The 18,784-nt window shown below is 69.1% G+C and carries 16 protein-coding genes; 7 read left to right on the top strand and 9 right to left on the bottom strand.

The window, feature by feature from the left end:
* Positions 1-25: 25 nt before the first annotated feature.
* Complete coding sequence (locus ABR738_RS34855) at positions 26-409, top strand: nuclear transport factor 2 family protein (RefSeq protein ID WP_350233954.1); 384 nt, start codon at positions 26-28, stop codon at positions 407-409.
* Between the two features lie 599 nt (positions 410-1,008).
* Entirely contained in the window at positions 1,009-1,974 is a 966-nt protein-coding gene (locus ABR738_RS34850; RefSeq protein WP_350233953.1) for a hypothetical protein, read from the top strand.
* Positions 1,975-2,113: 139 nt separating this feature from the next.
* Here the strand turns inward: ABR738_RS34850 and ABR738_RS34845 are convergent, their stop codons facing one another.
* From ABR738_RS34845 to ABR738_RS34835, 3 genes are all read right to left on the bottom strand, one after another.
* On the bottom strand, positions 2,114-2,473 hold the full coding sequence (locus ABR738_RS34845; protein ID WP_350233952.1) for a hypothetical protein: 360 nt from the start codon (positions 2,471-2,473) through the stop codon (positions 2,114-2,116).
* Between the two features lie 380 nt (positions 2,474-2,853).
* Positions 2,854-4,287, bottom strand: coding sequence for a hypothetical protein (locus ABR738_RS34840; RefSeq protein WP_350233950.1), 1,434 nt, complete (start codon positions 4,285-4,287; stop codon positions 2,854-2,856).
* Between the two features lie 256 nt (positions 4,288-4,543).
* Positions 4,544-6,547 (bottom strand): AfsR/SARP family transcriptional regulator, encoded by a 2,004-nt coding sequence (locus tag ABR738_RS34835; RefSeq protein WP_350233949.1) that lies wholly within the window; start codon positions 6,545-6,547, stop codon positions 4,544-4,546.
* 294 nt (positions 6,548-6,841) lie between these two features.
* Here ABR738_RS34835 and ABR738_RS34830 point away from each other — a divergent pair, with 294 nt between their 5' ends.
* The 3 genes from ABR738_RS34830 to ABR738_RS34820 all read left to right on the top strand — a co-directional run bounded on the left by ABR738_RS34830 (position 6,842) and on the right by ABR738_RS34820 (position 11,680).
* Positions 6,842-8,623, top strand: coding sequence for a 2-isopropylmalate synthase (locus ABR738_RS34830; protein ID WP_502964194.1), 1,782 nt, complete (start codon positions 6,842-6,844; stop codon positions 8,621-8,623).
* Positions 8,624-8,686: 63 nt separating this feature from the next.
* On the top strand, positions 8,687-10,276 hold the full coding sequence (locus ABR738_RS34825; protein ID WP_350233948.1) for an amino acid adenylation domain-containing protein: 1,590 nt from the start codon (positions 8,687-8,689) through the stop codon (positions 10,274-10,276).
* Positions 10,277-10,381: 105 nt separating this feature from the next.
* The gene (locus ABR738_RS34820; protein WP_350233947.1) at positions 10,382-11,680 is read left to right on the top strand and encodes a cation:proton antiporter; all 1,299 of its coding nucleotides are present in this window, start codon (positions 10,382-10,384) and stop codon (positions 11,678-11,680) included.
* Between the two features lie 88 nt (positions 11,681-11,768).
* Here the strand turns inward: ABR738_RS34820 and ABR738_RS34815 are convergent, their stop codons facing one another.
* A complete protein-coding gene (locus ABR738_RS34815; protein ID WP_350233946.1) occupies positions 11,769-12,779 on the bottom strand; it encodes a DMT family transporter in 1,011 nt (336 codons plus the stop codon).
* A 127-nt stretch (positions 12,780-12,906) separates the two neighbouring features.
* Positions 12,907-13,653, bottom strand: a complete 747-nt coding sequence (locus ABR738_RS34810) for a thioesterase II family protein (RefSeq protein WP_350233944.1) — start codon at positions 13,651-13,653, stop codon at positions 12,907-12,909.
* A 228-nt stretch (positions 13,654-13,881) separates the two neighbouring features.
* On the opposite strand from ABR738_RS34810, the gene ABR738_RS34805 reads away from it, so the two are divergent.
* Positions 13,882-14,385 (top strand): Lrp/AsnC family transcriptional regulator, encoded by a 504-nt coding sequence (locus tag ABR738_RS34805; protein ID WP_350233943.1) that lies wholly within the window; start codon positions 13,882-13,884, stop codon positions 14,383-14,385.
* Between the two features lie 31 nt (positions 14,386-14,416).
* On the opposite strand, the gene ABR738_RS34800 is transcribed toward ABR738_RS34805, so the two are convergent.
* From ABR738_RS34800 to ABR738_RS34785, 4 genes are all read right to left on the bottom strand, one after another.
* The gene (locus ABR738_RS34800) at positions 14,417-15,253 is read right to left on the bottom strand and encodes an alpha/beta fold hydrolase (RefSeq protein ID WP_350233942.1); all 837 of its coding nucleotides are present in this window, start codon (positions 15,251-15,253) and stop codon (positions 14,417-14,419) included.
* On the bottom strand, positions 15,243-16,481 hold the full coding sequence (locus ABR738_RS34795; RefSeq protein ID WP_350233941.1) for an aminotransferase class I/II-fold pyridoxal phosphate-dependent enzyme: 1,239 nt from the start codon (positions 16,479-16,481) through the stop codon (positions 15,243-15,245). The genes ABR738_RS34800 and ABR738_RS34795 overlap by 11 nt, the downstream gene beginning before the upstream one ends.
* Before the next feature lie 219 nt (positions 16,482-16,700).
* A complete protein-coding gene (locus ABR738_RS34790; RefSeq protein WP_120720241.1) occupies positions 16,701-16,928 on the bottom strand; it encodes an acyl carrier protein in 228 nt (75 codons plus the stop codon).
* Positions 16,929-16,985: 57 nt separating this feature from the next.
* A complete protein-coding gene (locus ABR738_RS34785; protein WP_350233940.1) occupies positions 16,986-17,960 on the bottom strand; it encodes a chlorinating enzyme in 975 nt (324 codons plus the stop codon).
* 416 nt (positions 17,961-18,376) lie between these two features.
* Here ABR738_RS34785 and ABR738_RS34780 point away from each other — a divergent pair, with 416 nt between their 5' ends.
* Positions 18,377-18,748, top strand: a complete 372-nt coding sequence (locus ABR738_RS34780) for a cupin domain-containing protein (RefSeq protein WP_350233939.1) — start codon at positions 18,377-18,379, stop codon at positions 18,746-18,748.
* Positions 18,749-18,784: the final 36 nt, after the last annotated feature.

Raw genomic sequence — 18,784 nt, 5'->3', positions numbered from 1 at the left:
GAAAACACAGAGAGAAAGAGCAACCATGACCTTTCCGGCCATGCCCAAGTCCGTCCACCAGTTCTTCGCCGCGTCCCAGGCGGGTGACGCCGACGCGTGGGCCGAATCCTTCGCCGAGACGGCCACCTTCCACGACCCGGTCGGTGAGGCTCCCATCGAGGGACGGGAAGCCATCCGCGCCTTCATCAAGTCGGTCATACCGAACTTCGACCCGTTCCTCGGCCTCACACCTCTGGAAGCACACACGGTCGGGAACTCCGTGGCCGTCTCCTGGCGCGGCGCCGCCGTCTCCCTCGACGACAAGCCCGTCAACTGGTCCGGCATCAACATCTACGAGATCGACGAGAACGGCCTCATCGGCGAGGCAAGGGCGTACTTCAACCGATCCGTCTTCGAAGCTCAGCTCTAGACCGTGACGGGGCGGGGACGCGGGGCACTCGACCGCGTCCCCGCCCCTTCGCCGGCCCGGCACGCGCGCACGCACGGCTCAGGGAGCCGGACTTGAGGGTTCCGGTTGCGGGGCGGGTGTCGTGGAACAGGCGACGGGCGCCGTGGAGCGGGTGGAATAGATGGCGCGGCCATCGAATCGCGCGCCGATACGATGATCGGCCGTTCGTGTGAGGGTATTGTGTATGCGGGTTGAACGGGTCGCCGCATGACCCGAGTTGGCCGCCGTCCTGGCAGGTCGTCATCCGAGCTCTCGTACGCGACCTCCGAAAGTGGCGCTGATGAACGTGTCGACCGGCGGTGGACCACCGCGAGGCCGGGTCACCGAGGTGGCTTTCCGCCACGCGAACTCCCCTGCGGGCAGGGCGAGTTGTCCAGCACCGGGCGCTCCGCCCGCAGGGAGGCGCGGCCTGATCACTCACCACAACGACGCCACACACGTGGGTGTGCGCATCGGAGGCGGAGGGGCCTTCCGGGCACCCCGGCCCGGGCACGCGGTCACCACCGCGTCGGCCGCCTCCATGTCCGTATCCGGCGTGGTCCGACCAGGAGGCTGAGCGGATGACCCACCTGCCCGCACCCCGCGACGTCGGGAACCTGCCCGCGCCCCGCGACGGGGAAGGTCTTCCCGCGTCCCGCGAAGGGGCGAACCTGCCCGCGCTCAACGCGTCGCCGCTGGTGCGGCTCGACGCGTATGTGGCCGAGGACGGATCCACGGTGGTCAACGGCCACCTGGTGCAGATGGGCGGCGCCCGACCGCCCAACGAGGCGATCCTCGACGCCATCACCATGTTCGCCCGCACGCTGGGCGCTCCGGTGGCTGCGACCGTCATCGACCGTACGGTGCAGCAGGTGGCACGGCTGCGGGTGTACCCCGACGGATCGAGCCGCACCATCGCGGAGGAGGAGGACCTGCCGCCGGGACACGAGCGGATCGCCGCGGAGGAGGCGGCGTTCCCTCCCCTGGCCCGGGTCGAGCGGATCATGCAGCACGCGCAGCGCGAGGAGTTGCACGCCGCGTTCGTCCTAGCCAGCGCCCTGCGGGAGCACCTGACCCTGCGCAGGGGTGTGGAGGACGACCTGTCGCTCGAGGCGCGGGCGATCGAGGCGTACATGGCCTATCTGCGCGGCGACTACACCGTCTCGACGGTCCTCGCGCTGACCGTGGCGCGCATCCGGTGCCGCACGGATCTCGCGCGGGCCGCGCCCGAGGTGGCGCGTGCCACCGCCGCATGGCAGCGGCTGTGGGACGAGGGCCAGGTGGCGGCCCGGGGCCAGGAACTGCTGCACATGTGGGAACGGCTCTCGGCGGAGGGCCTGGTGCAGCACCAGTCCCACCACGCCATGGCGCAGGCCGTGCGGACCCGGCTCGAACGGGGCGCCCCGTACGTCGAGGCGCCGCAGCAGGCCCCGGTGGCGGCCCTCACCGCGGCCCAGGGCCCGGCCGCCCCGGAGGACAAGCCCCTCAAGCCGACCCGCAGGGGGCTGCGCCGCTTCACCCGATGGCCAGGCCGGTCGGCCGACTGAGCAGGGCGCGCGGTCGGGCGGTGGCGCCCCCTCCGGGCCGGCGCGGCCGCCCACAGGCGGACCTGGGCCCCGCCCGCGTCCCGGCCTCGCTTCATTCGGTGACCGTGCCGCGCCTGGCCGCGCCCTCCCCCCAGGCGTCTCAGGCGGGTGCTTTGGCGCGACGCCGCAGTTCCCCCTCGCCGAAGGAACTGTGCAGGTTGATGCCGACGGAGCACGGAATCGCCTGGAAGGGGCGGGGTTCGGGAAGCGTGGCCGATCCGGTGGACAGCAGGGCCTCGACCAGGGCCTCGCAGTGCCCCGGGTCCAGGACCACCTCGACGTGCTCACGGCTCTCCGCCGCAAGGCGGCCCATTTTGATCTGGATCCGCAAGGAGATACTGCCGTCGGCGTCCGTCTGCGCCGTGATGAGACCGTCCACGACACCCGGGACCGCCGGCAGGCTCGCCGCCTGGTCGAGGCGGCCGGTTTTCTTCGTGGGCGTCCGGTGCTGTTCCCTCATGTGGTTCCTCCCCTGAGTGTCGACCGCGAATGGCCGCGCTCGCCGCTGCCGCGCAGCCCCCGCCTTCCGCGGTCCCGTCACAACCAACGCCCCGACCATCACCGGTCCTGTCCTCACCCCATCCTCGGAGCATCCTCAGCACACCAGGCGCACGTCACGCGCGCCGTGCGCGGCACGCGGCACGCGGCACGCGGCACGCGGCACGCGGCACGCGGCACGCGGCACGCGGCACGCGGCACGCGGCACGCGGCACGCGGCACGCGGCACAGGAAACGCCGCCCCACGGACCCAGGCCTCAACCCGCTTACGTGGGACGGCAGTTCCTGTGCAGGGGACACATACGGGAGACGTACCCCTGCCTCCCCCTCAGGTGCGGGCCGTCAGATCGTCTTCCAGACGGCGGCCAATTCCTCGGGAGCGTGCGGCGCCTCCACCCCCGCGAGGACGTGCGCCAGCACGCCGTAGCAGGACACGTCCGACGCGCCGACGGTCTCGCTCTTCGCCAGGTTCTTCTGGAGGCGGTAGAGCTGGGTGAACGCCTGCTTGAGGTCCTGGCGCCCCAGCAGCCCCTTGATCTGGCCGGCCGCCTTGGCTGTCTCCGCGGAGAGGTCCTGTCCGGCCACGCACTCCCGTGCGGCGAGCCCTTCATGCGCCCTGAGGAAGCGTTCGCACGGCTCGATGTGCTGCGGCTTGACCGACAGCGTGTCCAGCGGGCCGGCGCTGACGAGCAGAGCCAGGCCGAGGACGTCGTCCGGCACACCGGCGTCGACGCCCTTGGCCAGCTGCGCGTTGCTGACCACGACGACCTCCGGCGCGCTCTTGACCGCGGGCTCGAGCTCCGGTTCGGCCAGGAGCAGCCGCAGCGCGAGCAGGTCGTCCTCCACCCGGGTGGACGGCGTGACAACCGTGAGGCCGGACGAGCGCACATGCTGCTCCGCGCCCCGCAGGACAGGTGACAGCGTCACCGCGATCGCGTCGCCGCCCTCACCTCGGGAGGCGACCGTACGGCGCCGGGGGTCCCACGCCAGGTCGACTTCGCCCTCCGCGTCGATCGTGGCGATCCGGAACGTGCCCATACCGGAATCGGTGTACTCCTCCACAAGGCCCCGCTCGGCGACGGCCGCGAAGTACTTGGTCTTGGCCTCGCTGAACGGCAGTCCGTCAGTGGCGCCGGTGCGGAAGGCGAAACCGGACTTGATGAACGGGGGCTTCGGCCAGTCCGCCGGCGCGCCGTCGTAGTCCTCGGGCGCGAGCGAGAAGCGAACAGGGAGCCCGACCTTGCGGCTGAACTCCAGGTCGGCCGCGTTGTGACCCGGGTTGATCAGAACGGCGCCCGTTCCGAACTCCGGCTTCACCCAGTCCGCGACCCAGATCGGCAGGAGGTCGCCGGTGAGCGGGTGCCGGCAGAACCGGCCGGTGAAAGCGGCCTCCTCGTCCGGTCCGAGACCGGCGCTGAGGGGGTGTCCCGGGTGCACCGCGATCGCGCAGGAACTGGGAAGCCCGGTCCAGTCGGTGACGAACGTCGTCAGGGACGCGGGGGTGGTGTCGGTGTCCTGCGCCTCGGCTTCGAGGGGGAACTGGAAGACGGCGCCGACGGAACGACGCGCCTGCTTGCGGTGGCGGGAGACCAGGGCAGGCGCCCAGGCCCCGTCCTCGTCCGCCACGACCCGGTCGCGTGCGGCACGCGTGGGGACGTAACGGACCTGTCCCTCGGCGCCGACCAGGCCGGCCGCCGCGGCGACCTGGGTCACTGTCTCGGACGACCGCGCGGCACCCTCGATCAGCGTGACGTCCTTGCCCTCAACTCCGCTCAACCGGCGTAGATATGAGCCCAGAGCGTCGCATCGAAGGTTCACCTCACGTGATTCCGGATCACGCAGGATCAGGACGGTTGTGCTGCTCACTCATGCCTCCAAGGCGCTTTGTCTGTACGGAGGTTGACCTGCCACGAGGCGTTCCGGGCGGGTCGCGTGCAGTCTAACGTGGTCAATCCGGTATGAAACGCACTTACCCGTCTCAACTACCACGATCCCAGGTGTAGTTACGTCGCACCGATCGACCGCGCCGGGGTCAGCCGCTGGAGCAGACCGCAGCCGTCCGGAGCGGACCCGTGACCGATAACTCCCTTGGTATCCCCGGCACTTGGACCTGCGGGCGGCCCTCGGCGACTCTCGTCGCGAGGAGCCGGTCACGCCCGATGTCCGCCCCCTCCATGACGTCGGTGGCGTCCGTGAGCTGCGCGGCGTATGCGTGGAGCAGTTCATGGATGCGGTACCGGCCCGGGCCCGTCGCCTCGATCAGGTGGGCGTCGACCAGCGATTCGAGCAGTTGATCGATGTGGGCCGCCGAAAGCCCGGTCAGCCGTGCCACCGTATGGGGTTCGATGTTGTCGCTGGGCAGCCGGCCGAGTACGCGGAAGACGTGTTGCTGACGGTAGGTCAGGCCATCGTAGGACTGCTGGAAAACCTGAGTGAGGCGGCCGTCCTCGTCGTCGAGGATGGACAGCCGTTGCCCTCCGTCGGCGAGCCGGGAGGCAAGGTAGGCAACGGTCCAGGAAGGCCGGTGGCACAGCTTGGCCGCGGCGATCCGAATCGCCAGGGGAAGCCCGCCGCACAGTCCGACGATGTCGTCGACGGCCGCACGCTCCCGCCAGGCGCGTTTCTCCCCGGCGATCCGGCTGAACATCTCCCCGCCCTCGGCCGGCGACATCTCCTGGAGAGTGAGCTGACAGGTGGACATGAATTCGGTGAGCCGATTGCGGCTCGTCACGATGGTGAGAGAGCCGGGCGCACCGGTCAGCAACGGAAGGATCTGCTGCGTGTCCGCCACGTCGTCGAGCACGATCAGCGCGCGCCGGTCGGCCATGAGCCGCCGCCACGTGGTCGCCCGTTCCTCCAGACCGGCCGGAATACCGCGCGGGGGCACACCGAGGCCGGACAGGAGAATTCCCAGGGCCGCCCACGCGGTCAGAGGCTGTTTGCCCGCCGAGCACGCGGACATGTCGACGAAGAGCTGGGCGTCCGGGCAGGAATCCGCCAGCTGGTACGCGGCGTGGACGGCCAGGGTGGTCTTACCGACCCCGGCCATGCCGTCTATGGCCACCACCGCGGGGACGCTCCCCGCCCCGCCCCGGTCGGCGCCCGCGGCCCGCGCCGCTTTCTCGATGACTCGCTGTTCGAGAATCCGGCCGGTGAAGTTTCCGCTCCTTGCGGGCAGATTGTTGTGCCGCAGGGACGGGGCGCCGAAGCCGGATCTGCGCGTGCCAGTCACCAGAATGTACTGATGGACTTCCCGCAATTCGGGTCCCGGGTCGACGCCGAGTTCTTCCTTGAGTCTCTGACGTGCCTGTTCATGAATGGTCAGGGCCCGGGCCTGGGAGCCGGAACGATACAGCGCGAGCATCAACTGGGAAATGAGACGTTCCCGCAGTGGATGTTCGGCCACCCATAGGGCAAGTTCACCGACGATGGATTTGTGCTCTCCCTCGGCCAGTTCGAGTTCGAAGCGTTCTTCCAGGACGGTCATGCGCAATTCGTTGAGCCCGTCCACCTGGGCCTGTAGTGCGGGCCTTTCAAGTCCGGCGAGTGCGGAGCCGCGCCAGAGGGAGAGTGCGGATCTGTATTCTTCCAGCGCGTCGGCAACGAGACCTTCCTTCACCAGGCGCCGGGCGCGGGCGACGCCACGCGAGAAGACCTTCGCGTCCAGCCGGTCCTCGTCGATCCGCAACTGGTAGCCGTCTCCCGCCATGAGGAGCTGTTCGCCGATCTCCGGGTGGCTCCTGCGCAGGTCAGAGGCCGCGTTGCGGATCTGCTTGATCGCGGTGGGCGGAGCCTGGTGGCCCCATACCGTGTCGATCAACTGCGCGAGCGATACGGGCATGCCGCCGGCGAGCAACAGAGCGCCGAGGAAGGCCTGCCGCTTGCTTCCGGGCAATCTGACCTGCCCTGAGGTGGTCCCTATTTCGAGTGGCCCCAGGATGCGATAATTCAGCACTGAACCCCCGTGTTGAAAGATGCTGACCACTGGCGCGTGAAGGTGGTCGTGAATTCTGCCGGTCAGGCTATCCAGGCCCATCGCGAGTCGATAGGGGCCATCCACTCCTTGGGACAGCCTGGGCCGGGGTCGCCGGGCGGGCCTGTCCATGGGGGCGCATGCCGATCATTCCAGCAGTCATATGCACGCCAATCATCGATCATGAAAACTGGCTGATTTTCGCCGCAGCGGGCGGAGACGGAACCATAAGCGGAGCAGTTTGGTCCGGTTATCGCGGTGTCATCGGCCGCCGAGGATGCTTCGAGGATGGGGTGAGGACAGCGGAAGTGAGGGTCGGGGCGTTGGTTCTGTCGGATCCGTAGAGAGGCGGTTGGCGTGTCCGAGACTATGGCGAATCTGGTGGGTGGGGTGCGGGCGCCGGAGGGGCCGCGGCGTACGGGGCAGCCGTGGTGGAACGCCCAGCGGGCATCGTCGATGCCGATTCATCGCTACGAGCGTGTCGCGGACCGGGTGCCGGCCGGGGCCGGGGCCCGCGGCTGGCCCGAGCGGGAGATCAGGCACGCACCACTGTGGGCGTCGGTGGACCTGCGGGACGGCAACCAGGCGCTGGCCGTGCCGATGGACGCCGATCGCAAGGGGCGGATGTTCGACCTGCTCGTGGGCATGGGCTTCAAGGAGATCGAGGTCGGCTATCCGGCGGCCAGCCGGGCGGAGTTCGACTTCGTACGGGAGCTGATCGAGCAGGACCGGGTGCCCGACGACGTGACGATCGTGGTGTTCACCCCGGCCCGCCCGGAGCTGATCGAGCGCACCTTCGAGGCGTTGCGCGGGGCCCGGCGGGCCGTGGTGCACCTGTGCCTGGCGACCGCGTGCCTGTGGCGGGAGACCGTCTTTCACCTGTCGGCCGGCGAGTTGAAGGACTTCACCCTGCGAGCCGTGGACAAGGTGGCACGGCTCGCGGACACCATGCCGGGCGCGCAGCTTCGCTATGAGTTCTCCCCCGAGACGTTCAACGTCACCGAACCGGACTACGCACTTGAGCTGTGCAACGCGGTGCTGACGCGCTGGGACGCCTCCCCCGACCGGCCGGTCACGCTCAATCTGCCGACCACCGTGGAGACGGACACGCCCAACGTCTTCGCCGACCAGGTCGAGTGGATGCACCGCCACCTGGACCGCCGGGGCTCCGTGATCCTCTCCGTGCACCCCCACAACGACCGCGGCACCGCCGTGGCCTCGGCCGAACTCGCCCTGATGGCGGGCGCCGACCGCATCGAGGGCACCCTGTTCGGCAACGGTGAGCGCACCGGGAACGTCTGCCTTGCGACCCTGGCGATGAACCTCTTCAGTCATGGCATCGACCCCCAGCTCGACTTCTCCGACATCGACGCCGTGCGCCGCACGGTGGAGTCCTGCAATCAGATGCCGGTTCCCGCCCGCCACCCCTACGCCGGAGAGCTGGTCTACACGGCGTTCTCCGGGACCCACCAGGACGCCATCGCCAAGGGCCTGGCCGCCCTTGACGAGACGGCCCGCCGACAGGGCACAGGACCCGGCGCCCAGCCCTGGCAGGTCCCCTACCTCCCCATCGACCCGAGGGATGTCGGCCGCACCTACGAATCCGTCGTGCGCGTCAACTCCCAGTCGGGCAAGGGCGGTATCGCCCAGATCCTCAAGTCCGACCACCACCTCGACCTGCCCCGCCAGCTGCGTGTGGACTTCGCCCGCACCGTCCAGCAGATCACCGACCGCACCGGCGCCGAGCTCACCTCGCGCGACCTGTGGAAGGCGTTCACCGAGACCTACCTCGAGCCGCGCCCCTGGCTCCTGCTCAAGGAGTGCCGCCAGGAGGTGACCGTCCCCGGCGCGGTCACCCTCCACCTCACCCTCGCCGACGCCGACGGGCGCGAAGTGGACACCACCGGCACCGGCGCCACGGCTCAGGACGCCGCCGCCGCCGCGCTGACCCGGGCCGGTCACCCCGTGACGCTCCTGCACCAGCACAGCCACCCCCACCCCGACCACGGCACCGTCGCCTACACCCACCTCACGCACGAGAACACGGCCACGCACGCCGCCGCGCTGCACCACGACCCCGCCACCGCGGCCACCGCCGCCGTCCTCAACGCGGTCAACCGCAACCACGCCGCCTCCTGACGCCGAACTCGACTTCCCGCGCGTGCCCGCGCATTCATCCACGGTCCAAGGAGTGACGGCCACATGGCCCTGATCGGCAACCGCGTCCCGCTGCCCGCCGAACGTCTCGCCCACCGCGTCTTCGAAGAACATGTCAGGACACATCCGGAACGGCTCGCCGTGACGTGTGGCGAGGAACAGCTCACGTACGGCGAGATGAACGCCCGCGCGAACCGGCTCGCGCACCACTTGATGGCACACGGCATCACTCGCGGCGCGATAGTCGGGGTGTGCCTCGACCGGTCCCCGGAGCTGGCGTCCAGCATCCTGGCCATCCTGAAGGCCGGCGCGACCTACGTACCGCTCGACCCCACGTACCCGCCCGGGCGATTGCGGCTCATGCTGTCCCAACTCCCGCAGATGACGGCGGTGTTGGCGGCCAAGGACACGCTCTCCCTGATCGAGGGGTGCCATGGCGACATCATCGACGTGAACGACCCGCGACACCGACTGGAGTCACGCCCCACCACGGATCCCCAGGTCGAGATCGGACCGGACGACCTCTGCTACGTGGTCTTCACCTCCGGATCCACCGGCACACCGAAGGCCACGGCGGTGCGCCACGAGGGCTGGTTCAACCTCCTCAACTGGCTGCGCGTGGAGTACGAACTGGACCACAACTCCAGCAATATGCTGCTGAGTTCATTCGGCTTCGACATCAGCCAGCGCAGCATCATGGCCCCTTTGTTCGTGGGGGCCGCTCTGCACCTACTGCCCAGCCGCAGCTTCGACATCAGCCTGGCCTACCGCCTCATCGGAGAGCTCGGCGTCCGTACGCTCCACTGTGCGCCCAGCACGCTGTACCTGCTGGTGGACAGGGAGATGGACCGGGGAACGGACGTCTTGACGGGCCTGCACTACGTGTTCATCGGCGGCGAGCCCATGTCGGCGGCGCGCGTGGCCGACTGGGCCACACGTGAGGGCAACACCTGTGTGCTGCTGCACCAGTACGGTGTCGCCGAGTGCACGGACGTCGCGACGTCGCACCGCATGGTGGACTACCCGGGGTACGCCAACAGCCGTATGCCTGCCGGTGCTCCGGTGTACAACACCGAGATCCGCATCCTCGACGACAGCCTGGAGGAAGTCGCTCCCGGGGAGGTGGGAGAGATCTGCGTCTCGGGCATCAGTGTCGGGGCCGGGTACCTCAACGCCGACCCGGCGCGGCAGAGCAACTTCGCGACGACGGAGCGCGACGGGCGACCCCTCCGCTTCTACCGGACCGGTGACCAGGGGTACGAGACGCCGTCGGGCGAACTCGTCGTCGTCGGCCGGGTGGATCACCAGGTGAAGGTCCGGGGCATGCGGATCGACCTGGGCGATGTCGAACACGCCGTGCGGCGCCACAAGAAGGTGCGCGACGTCGTCGTCCTGCCCGTGGCCGACGGCGAGCAGGATGCCCGGCTCGTCGCCGTGGTGATCGCGGCGGCGGAGCCCGTCGACGAACGGTCGCTGCGCCAGGATCTCCTGGAGACGCTGCCGCGCAACATGGTGCCGCAGGAGTTCGTGGAAGTGGCGGCCTTTCCGCTCAACCCCAACGGCAAGATCGACCGCAAGGCGCTGGCCGAAAACATGCGGTCCGCCGCCTCGCACCGGGAAGCCCGCTCGCGGTAGGCGCCACCCCGCTTCCGCGGGACCGACGGCACAAGACCGCTCACCACCTCCGGGAGAGACGGAACGTTGGAATTACATCCCTTGGCATCCGGGTCCACGGAAGCAGTGACCGAACGCGTCCTGGTCTCTCTGGCCGTGATCCTCGCCGCGGCCCATGTCTTCGCCCGGCTGGCTCAGCGAGTGCGCCAGCCGGTCGTCGTCGGCGAGATCATCGCCGGCATCGCCCTGGGCCCGAGCCTCCTCGGCCTCGTGCCCGGCAATCCGGTCGACGTGATCTTCCCTCCGGAGGTCCGGCCCTACCTTCAGGTCCTCTCGCAGGTGGGCCTGGTGCTCTTCATGTTCGGCATCGGCTACGAGTTCGACGGTTCGCAACTGCGGGGACACGGCCGTCAAGTGACCGCCGTGTCCCTCAGCTCGGTCATCCTGCCGTTCGCCCTCGGTGCCGGACTGCTCTGCGTCCTTCATCCCTGGCTCACCGGCGCCGGGACCACCGTGCGGGGCCGGCTCGTCCCGGCCCTCTTCCTGGGCGCGGCCATGTCCATCACGGCGTTCCCGGTACTGGCGCGCATCATCTCCGAGCGCGGTCTGCAAAAGGACCGGATCGGGGCGATGGCTGTGGCCTGCGCCGCCATCCAGGACTTCCTCGCCTGGGTGGTGCTCGCCGTGGTCGTGGCCCTGGCGCAGAGCACGGGCGGCTGGCCGCTGGCCCGCATGACGCTGGCCTCGGCGGCGCTTTTGCTGTTCCTGTGGTACGCCGTGCGGCCGGGCCTGACGTGGCTCTTCGCACCGGGCCGCCCGTGGCCCGGCCCAGCGCTCATCCACGCCGTGCTGGTCGTCGGTCTCCTGCTCTGCGCCTGGGCCACCCAGGCGCTGGGACTGCACGCGGTGTTCGGGGCCTTCGCCTTCGGCGTGATCGTCCCGCGCGCCGTCATCGACAGGACCGCTCCCGAGGTTCCCGAACGCATCGAACAGACGAGTCTCTTCCTGCTCCCGGTCTTCTTCATGGTGACCGGCCTCTCGGTGAACCTCGGGGCGCTCGGCGGCCAGGGCCTGCTCATCCTGCTGGCCGTGCTCGTCACGGCCTGCTTCGGCAAGTTCGCGGGCGCGGCCGGCGCGGCACGGCTGACCGGGGCGACCAAACCGCAGGCAGCCGCGCTCGGTGTGCTGCTCAATGCCCGCGGGCTCACCGAACTGGTGATCCTCAACGTCGGTCTGTCTCTGGGCGTTCTGGACAGTCGTCTGTTCACGGCCATGGTCGTGATGGCGGTGGCGACCACGGTGATGACCGGTCCGCTGCTCGATCGCTTCCACCCCGCCGCGCGGCCGCGTCCGGTGCCGGGGGAGAGCGGGGATCGGCGGCGCGAGGGGCAGGATCTGGTGACCGTACGGGAGGAGACGTCGTAACGTCCACGCTTCGCGGAACGACACAGAGGGGTGCGCCACGTGGACACACCCACGTCGCGCACCCCGTCGGCCGACCCGGGTCACCGGGTCAGCGCGTCACAGGACCCGCTTCCCGGACCGGCGTCGCGCCGGGCTCCTCGGGTTTTGAGGGTTCCTCGCGCGCGTCCGCCGGCACCGGCTGCTCGATGCTGGTGGGTTCGGCGGCGGGTTTGCGGCCCGTGATGACGGCCAGGAGCGCGCCGCCCACCATGATCACCGCAGCCGCTCCCTGGGACCAGGTGAAGGATTCACCGAGGGAGATGAAGGAGAAGACCGTGCCGAAGAGAGGAACGGCGAACATCATGACCGAGGCCGCGGACGCGCCGACGTCCCGGATGCCTCGTACGTACAGGATGTAGGCCACGGCGGTCGGGCCGATCGCGAGGTAGACGGCGTTGATCCAGAACCCGGTCGACAGCGAGCCCCAGGCGACGTCACCGAAGTGCGGGGCCGCCATGGCGCCGAGGGCGATGGAGCCCGCGACGGTGGAGTACGTGACGGCCTGCACCGGGTCCATGCCCGCCACCAGGCGGCGGTTGAGCAGGGTGTAGGTGGACCACACGGCGGCGCCGACGAGGAAGATCGTGTCACCCATCAGCCGGGTCGAGCCCGGGGCTCCGTGGGCGTTGGTGGTGAAGAAGAAGAGGGCGGCGCCGCCGACGCCGAGGATCAGTCCCATGACGCGGGCCGGCCTGGCCGTCTCGCGGTGGCTCAGGATGAGGACGACCGCGGTGATGACGGGGGTGAGGGCGGGGAAGATGACGCTGCCGTCACTTGCGGGGGCCAGGGTGACGCCCCAGAAGAACAGCGAGTTGTAGCCACAGACCCCGATCAGTCCGGCCACGCACGCGCCCACGATGTCCTTGAGCTTCGGGGACTGCTGCGGCCGCCGGAAGAACGTGATGACCAGGAGGACGACGGCCCCTCCACCGAAGCGGAACAGGACGGCTATCGCATGGGGTACGTGCTCGGTGGCGTACTTGGAGGAGGGAAAGGCGCTGCCCCAGAGAATCATGGTGAACAGCAGCCAGCCGAAGGCACCTAGGGGCTTGGTCTTCATCGCGCATCACACTCATTCGTCTTTCGCTGCCGCTGGGCAAAGTCGGGACGTTCTTGGTCGGTGGGGCTTCCTGAAGGGGACGTCAGGGCCGGCGGCACGGGGGGGTTGGGCGCCGGCCCTGACGTCATCACGCTGCCCGCAACGCCTCCGCGATGGCGCGGTGCACGACGGACGCGTGAGTGAAGAGGGCGAAGTGGTCCCCCTCCAGAGGGTGGAGGGTGAACGCGCCGGTGGTCTGCTCTTGCCAGGCGGCCAGTTGGGCCGTCGTCGCCCGGTGGTCGTCGCTCGCGGCGAACACGGAGATCGGCAGGTCGAGCGGGGGCTCGGGAGTGTAGGCGTACTCCTCGCTGACGGCGAAGTCGGCGGTGAGCAGTGGATGCAGCATGCGCAGCATGGCCGGGTCGTTCACGACCCAGTCGGGCGTCCCGCCATGCAGACGGAGCACTTTGGCCAGCTCGTCCAGAGTCAGCTCACCGAGCCGTGAGGAGTGCTCCTCGACCTGAGGGGCGCGGCGCCCGGCGATGAAGAGGTGGACGGGTTGGGGTGCGCCGATCCTGCGCAGCTCCCGGCACAGTTCGAAGGCGCAGATCGCTCCGGTGCTGTGCCCGAGCACGGCGTAGGGGCCCTGGACGGTCGCCGCGATGTCCCGTGCGAGCGCGGAAACGAGGGGACCGACCTCGCTGAACGGGGTCTCCTGCCGCCGGGTCTCACGCCCCGGCGGCTGGATGGGGCACACGCCGATCCAGTCGGGCAGGTCCGATCCCCAGGCCCGGTAGGCCGAGGCACCCGCGCCCGAGTGCGGCAGGCATAACAGCCTGACGTCCGCCTCGTCGGCCGGACCGAAGGGCAGCCAGGGGGTGGTGGTGCTGTGCATGCGCATGGGCTTCTTTCCTCGCGTGTGTACGTGGGGGCACGCCCAGGACTCGGTGAGGTGGTGGGCGGCCGGCTCGTCGGGTGATCGGTCAGGCGGGGGACGTCCGCGACGGGCCGCGGTGTCCGTCGACGCCGAGGTCCGTGAGTATTGCCGGCCACTGGATGGAGTGTGGCAAGGGTTTCAGCTCCTCTGCAAGGGTTCCGAAATAGCTTCGCTAGACTGGGAGTTGTGGCGAATTTCGACGAGATCAATCGAGGGTTGTTGCTGGAGCTCCAGAAAAACGCGCGCCGCTCCAACCGTGAGCTGGCGCGGGCGCTGGGCATCGCGGACTCGACGTGTCTGGAGCGGGTGCGTGGTCTACAGCAGAACGAGGTGATCCTCGGCTACACGGCCGAGGTGAATCTGGATGCCATGGGGCGCGGGCTTCGGGCGATGATCGCCGTACGCATCCACCCCAAGAGCCGCGACGCGGTCGAGGCGTTCCGCGAGTTCGTCCTGACCCTGACGGAAGTCCTGGACGTTTTCGTGGTGTCGGGAAGCAACGACTTCCAGGTGCTGGTGGCCGTGCAGGACGCGCAGCACCTGGAGGACTTCGTCCTTGACCACATCGCGCAGTACCCGTCGGTCGCCGATCTGCATGCCTCGCTCGTCTACGAGCATCTGCGCCGGCGGCCCGTCGACATCCTGGAGTCGCGGCCCCCGCGGCGGCGCCGGTCGGGGCCGCCTTCTTGAGGCCGGGCCGCCGGGCCGCGGCCAACCGGCCTCACGCCGGGGCGCTGTCCTTCAGGACGAACGCCGCCATGGTGGCGGCCGTCTCGGACGGGTCGGTGAAGAGGGCGTAGTGGCCCCCTGATCCGGCCACGTGCAGCCGCGCCCCCTCGACGAGCGCGGCGGCGCGTCGCGAGTTGCGGTGCCCCACCATCGCGTCGTCCCGCCGGGCGATGAACAGCGCCGGCACCGAGAGCCGGGCGCAGGCCGCGACAGGGTCGTAGTCGCAGGTCGCGGAGATCCCCCAGGCGAAACGGGTGAGTTCTTCGCGGCCCTGCCGATAGGGCAGCGTCAGCATGCGTACGAGCGCTTCGTCCTGGACACCCAGTGCGGCGCCCTCGTTGCCCCGCGGCCGTACGACGTCGTGGAAGTACGCGGCGCGGTCGGTGTCCGCGGCGATCTGCGCGCACATGTCGAACACGGCGTTGCCCACCGGCGCTCCTGGCACCCCGTCGAACAAGAGGGCGCCGTCGATCGAGGTGAACGACAGGGCACGCTCTCCAAGCGCGTGCGCGACGAAGAGCGCGATGGACGCGCCGGTGCACCAGCCGGCCACATGGACCCGGGTGAGCCCGAGGGCGTCGACCACGGCCAGCGCGTCCTCGGTGTGCTCCCCCAGACTCACCTGCCGCTCGGCGCAGGGGCCTGGGCTGCCCCGCAGCTCCCAGGTGACGAGGTTCATCCCCGAGCGCAGGAACTGCCGCGCCAGACCCTCCAGGAGGCGGTTCTCCATGCCGACGGCGTTGACGAAGAGCACCGTGGGCAGGTCTTCTTGGCCGGCGACCGCCACGTCGAGGGTGATGTCGCCGTTGCGTACCCGTTCACTTCGCACCGCGCATCTCCTCCAGGGCTTGTGCGAGCCGGGCGATGCCCTCGGCGATGACCGTCTCGTCCGGGCTCAGGCTCAGCCTGACGCAGCGCGTCGCGTGCTCCGCAAGAAAGGGCGAGGAGAAGGGCTCGACGAAGAAGTGGCGGCCCGGCACCACGAAGACCTTCTTGCTCTTGAGGGCTTCATAGAGCGCCAGGTCGCAGAACCAGGCGTGGTCGATCCACAGCCAGCAGAACATGCCTCCGTCCGTGCTGTGCAGCCGCCAGTCGAGGGCGTCGGGCAGGAGGTCGTGCAGCAGCTTCTCGGCCGTGCGGCGTTTGTCGCGGTAGTAGGGGCGGATCGCCTCGCCGGTGAGCGTGTCGATCGCTCCGCTGTTCAGGGCGAGCGCCGCCGTCGCCTGGATCAATTGCGGTGCGTGCAAATGGGAGTTGGCGGTGAAGGACAGCATCGCGTCGATCGCGCTTCGTGGCCCGATCGCGAGGCCGAGACGCTCTCCGGGCAGGCCGGCCTTGGAGAAGGTGAAGCAGTTGATGACGTTCGGATGCAGCGGCGGGTCCACCGAGTCCTGGGCGACGCCGGGGAACGGATCGCCGTACGCGTGGTCGAGCACCAGCGGGATGTCGCGTTCCTCGGCGATCTCGATGAGGCCGGACAGGTCGTCCGGCAGCAGGGTGCGGCCGGTCGGGTTGCCCGGGCTCGACAGCAGCATCATCCCCACCGAGGTCTGGGCGCGCACCGCCTCGAGGTCGAAGGTGTACCGGAAGTAGCGTCCGTCCTTGAGCTCCACACCCGGCTCGACTCCGACGATGCCACCGGCGTCCAGACTCAGCCCTTGGTAGCCGGTGTAGTCGGGGACGGACGGCAGCACCAGCCGGCGCGGGCCGTCGGCACAGGGCCCGGTGAAGATGGTCGTCGCCATGAAGGCGAGCATCTGACAGCCCGCGCCCACCAGGACGTTCTCCGGCCCTATCCCCCACCCGTAACGGGAGTTGAAGTAACGCACGATCGCCTCGACCAGTACGTCGGAGCCGCGTGAGGGCCCGTACCGGCCGCTGAACTCGGCGAAGCCGCTCGCCATGGCTTCTTCTTGCAGACGGCGCCAGGTGTCGGTGACCTCGGGGATCGCGGCCGGGTTTCCCGGGCTGAGGTTGAGCCAGGTGTCGCCCGAGGTGTCCGCCGCGGCCAGCGCGATGTCCTCCATGATGCTGCGGATTCCCGACAGGCCACTCATCTTCGTTCCCCTGGAGGAGAGTTGCACCGGGAGTTCCTTCCGTGGCGAGGACGCGTCGTCCCATGATTGTCGGTCGTGCGGCGGCCGTCCGAGCGCGCCGCGACAGCTGAGCGGCGGCGGCACAGGGATGGCCGGTGCCGCCGCACGCGATGGCGCGCGGCGCGGCCCGCCGCCCGTGCCGTCAGCCGACGGACGGGAGCGAGCCGCGAGCGCGCGACGTCAGGACACCGCGAGGCGCGACTCGGCGTAGGCGGAGATGCTGCGCACCGTGGGGTGCCGGAACAGCTCGTCCATCGGGATCTCGATCCCGATCTCGTCGTGGATCGCCGTCTGCACCGTCGCCATGATCAGCGAGTGGCCGCCGAGGGCGAAGAAATCGTCGTCGTCGGAGATGTCTTCGAGCTTGAGAGCCCGTCCCCAGATCTGGTTGATCTTCTGCTGGATCACGCTTGTGTCCTCTCTGCCCTTCGTCGTCCGGAGTCCCGGTTCATGGACGAAAGTGAGTCAGTGGGTGTTCTTGACGGCGAAGGGCTCGCCGTGGGCGTTGGTCGTACGGATCCGGTTGTGCCCGAAGGTGTCCCGTCCCGAGACCACGACGGCGCCGTAGTCCTTGAGGTCGAAGTCCTGCCCGTGCGCGGTGTAGGCGTCCTGGTCCGGGTAGACCCGGACGTGCGTCGGCACGTAGCGCGAGGTGATGGCGAACCGGGTGTCGCGCTCGGTGATGTTGGGCAGGGCGCCGTGGACGCAGGAGGCCGTGAAGATGAGTGCTTCGCCCGGCTGCATCTCGACGTCCACCACGTCCTCCGAGCGCGGCTCCCAGTTCGGGTCCACGGCGAAGTCGGAGAAGTCGTACCCGTAGAAACCGGTGTCCTTCGTGAACGTCGTCTCGTGGTCGTTCTCGTAACGGCTCTCGCGGCCACGGGCGGGCGACTTGCTCTCGTCGAAGATGCGGTCGCGGTGCGAACCGCGGACGAAGCGCATGCAGCCCGTCTTCTTCGTCGCCGGGGTGAACGTCGTCCACACCGTGATGTCGATGTAGGCGTTCCAGTCCGACTTCGTCGGCAGCAGCTGCGGCTTGCCGGTGGCATAGCTGTAGTCGCGCACCTGGTGCCACTCGGTGCCACGGGAACCCGGGAACTTGGCGAAGAACTCCGTACGCCACGACAGCACGTCGGGGCCGAGGATGGCGTTCAGGTACTTCAGGATCGTGGGGTGCGTGACGTGGCGTGACAGCTCGGGGATGTCGAGGTGCCGGTCGTAGTTCATGCTGTTGTGGAACACCGAGTGGGTGGTGTCCTGATTCTTGACGCGGACCTCGCGCAGGATCTCGGCGGCCTCGTCGGGCTCATAGAGCTTGACCGGGCCGGTGAACCCGTCCTTCATGAACTGCTCGATTTCACCCTTGATGTCCTCGGGCACGATCGCGTTGTCCGCGATCGCCGTGTCGGACCCGCTGGGACCGATGTGAGTTTCGGTCATCGTGAGGTCACGTCCTTTCGCTGAAATATCGAATCGGTCCGTAGCTGCCGAAGCCCGCATACGGTCGAAAGGCGTGGGCCGCCCGTGAGCCGACTGCCACCCTGAAACCACTCGACGGGCTTGCGGCGCCTTCCGGAATCATCGTCAGCGGTGCGGTCCTCGTCGGATCCTCGCCGTGTCCTCGTCCGGGATCAGGCGGCGGGACGCTGCTCGCGCCCCTCGTCCGGGGCCCATCGGAGGCCAAACCCGCGTATGTGGACGGGACTTGACAGGAAGTGGCGCCCATTTGATGCTGGGACGGTTTCAGCGGTCCCGATTCCGCTCCCACTCCGGATGGATCGCGCGTTCTCAGCGTCGCCGACCGCCAGGGTGTGCCATGACGGCGGGCCGCGGTGTGCGGTTATCAGGAGGAAACAATGGCCAGGCCCGACATGCCCGTGAACGTCGCCGAAAAACTCTCGAAATTCACCGAGTACTGGTCACCGAAGACGATTCTCGAGGCCAATGGCTACGAGATGAAGGCGGTGAAGGTCAAGGGAGAATTCGTCTGGCACGATCACCCCGAGGGCGACGAGCTGTTCATCGTGGTCAAGGGTGAGCTGATGATTGATCTGCGCGACCGGGAGAGCGTCAGGCTGGGCGCCGGGGAGATGTTCGTGGTCCCGCGGGGCGTGGAGCACCGCCCGGTCGCGCCGGAGGAGTGCGAGGTCTTGATCATGGATGCGGCCGGGGTGGTCAACACCGGCGGCGTGGCGAGCGAGCTGACGGCCCAGGACGAGTGGATCTGACCGGCGAGGTCCGTGCTGAAGGGACACCTGCGGGAC

The organism is Streptomyces sp. Edi4 (genome assembly GCF_040253615.1).
Lineage (GTDB): Bacteria > Actinomycetota > Actinomycetes > Streptomycetales > Streptomycetaceae > Streptomyces.
Note: the sequence above shows the minus strand (reverse complement) of the source record. Positions and strands in the feature narration are given on the sequence as shown.

Bases quoted from the DNA above. Each gene is read 5' to 3' on its own strand.
- ABR738_RS34855 (WP_350233954.1), top strand. From the start codon at position 26: ATGACCTTTCCGGCCATGCCCAAGTCCGTCCACCAGTTCTTCGCCGCG.
- ABR738_RS34850 (WP_350233953.1), top strand. From the start codon at position 1,009: ATGACCCACCTGCCCGCACCCCGCGACGTCGGGAACCTGCCCGCGCCC.
- ABR738_RS34845 (WP_350233952.1), bottom strand. From the start codon at position 2,473: ATGAGGGAACAGCACCGGACGCCCACGAAGAAAACCGGCCGCCTCGAC.
- ABR738_RS34835 (WP_350233949.1), bottom strand. From the start codon at position 6,547: ATGGGCCTGGATAGCCTGACCGGCAGAATTCACGACCACCTTCACGCG.
- ABR738_RS34825 (WP_350233948.1), top strand. From the start codon at position 8,687: ATGGCCCTGATCGGCAACCGCGTCCCGCTGCCCGCCGAACGTCTCGCC.
- ABR738_RS34815 (WP_350233946.1), bottom strand. From the start codon at position 12,779: ATGAAGACCAAGCCCCTAGGTGCCTTCGGCTGGCTGCTGTTCACCATG.
- ABR738_RS34810 (WP_350233944.1), bottom strand. From the start codon at position 13,653: ATGCACAGCACCACCACCCCCTGGCTGCCCTTCGGTCCGGCCGACGAG.
- ABR738_RS34795 (WP_350233941.1), bottom strand. From the start codon at position 16,481: ATGAGTGGCCTGTCGGGAATCCGCAGCATCATGGAGGACATCGCGCTG.
- ABR738_RS34785 (WP_350233940.1), bottom strand. From the start codon at position 17,960: ATGACCGAAACTCACATCGGTCCCAGCGGGTCCGACACGGCGATCGCG.
- ABR738_RS34780 (WP_350233939.1), top strand. From the start codon at position 18,377: ATGGCCAGGCCCGACATGCCCGTGAACGTCGCCGAAAAACTCTCGAAA.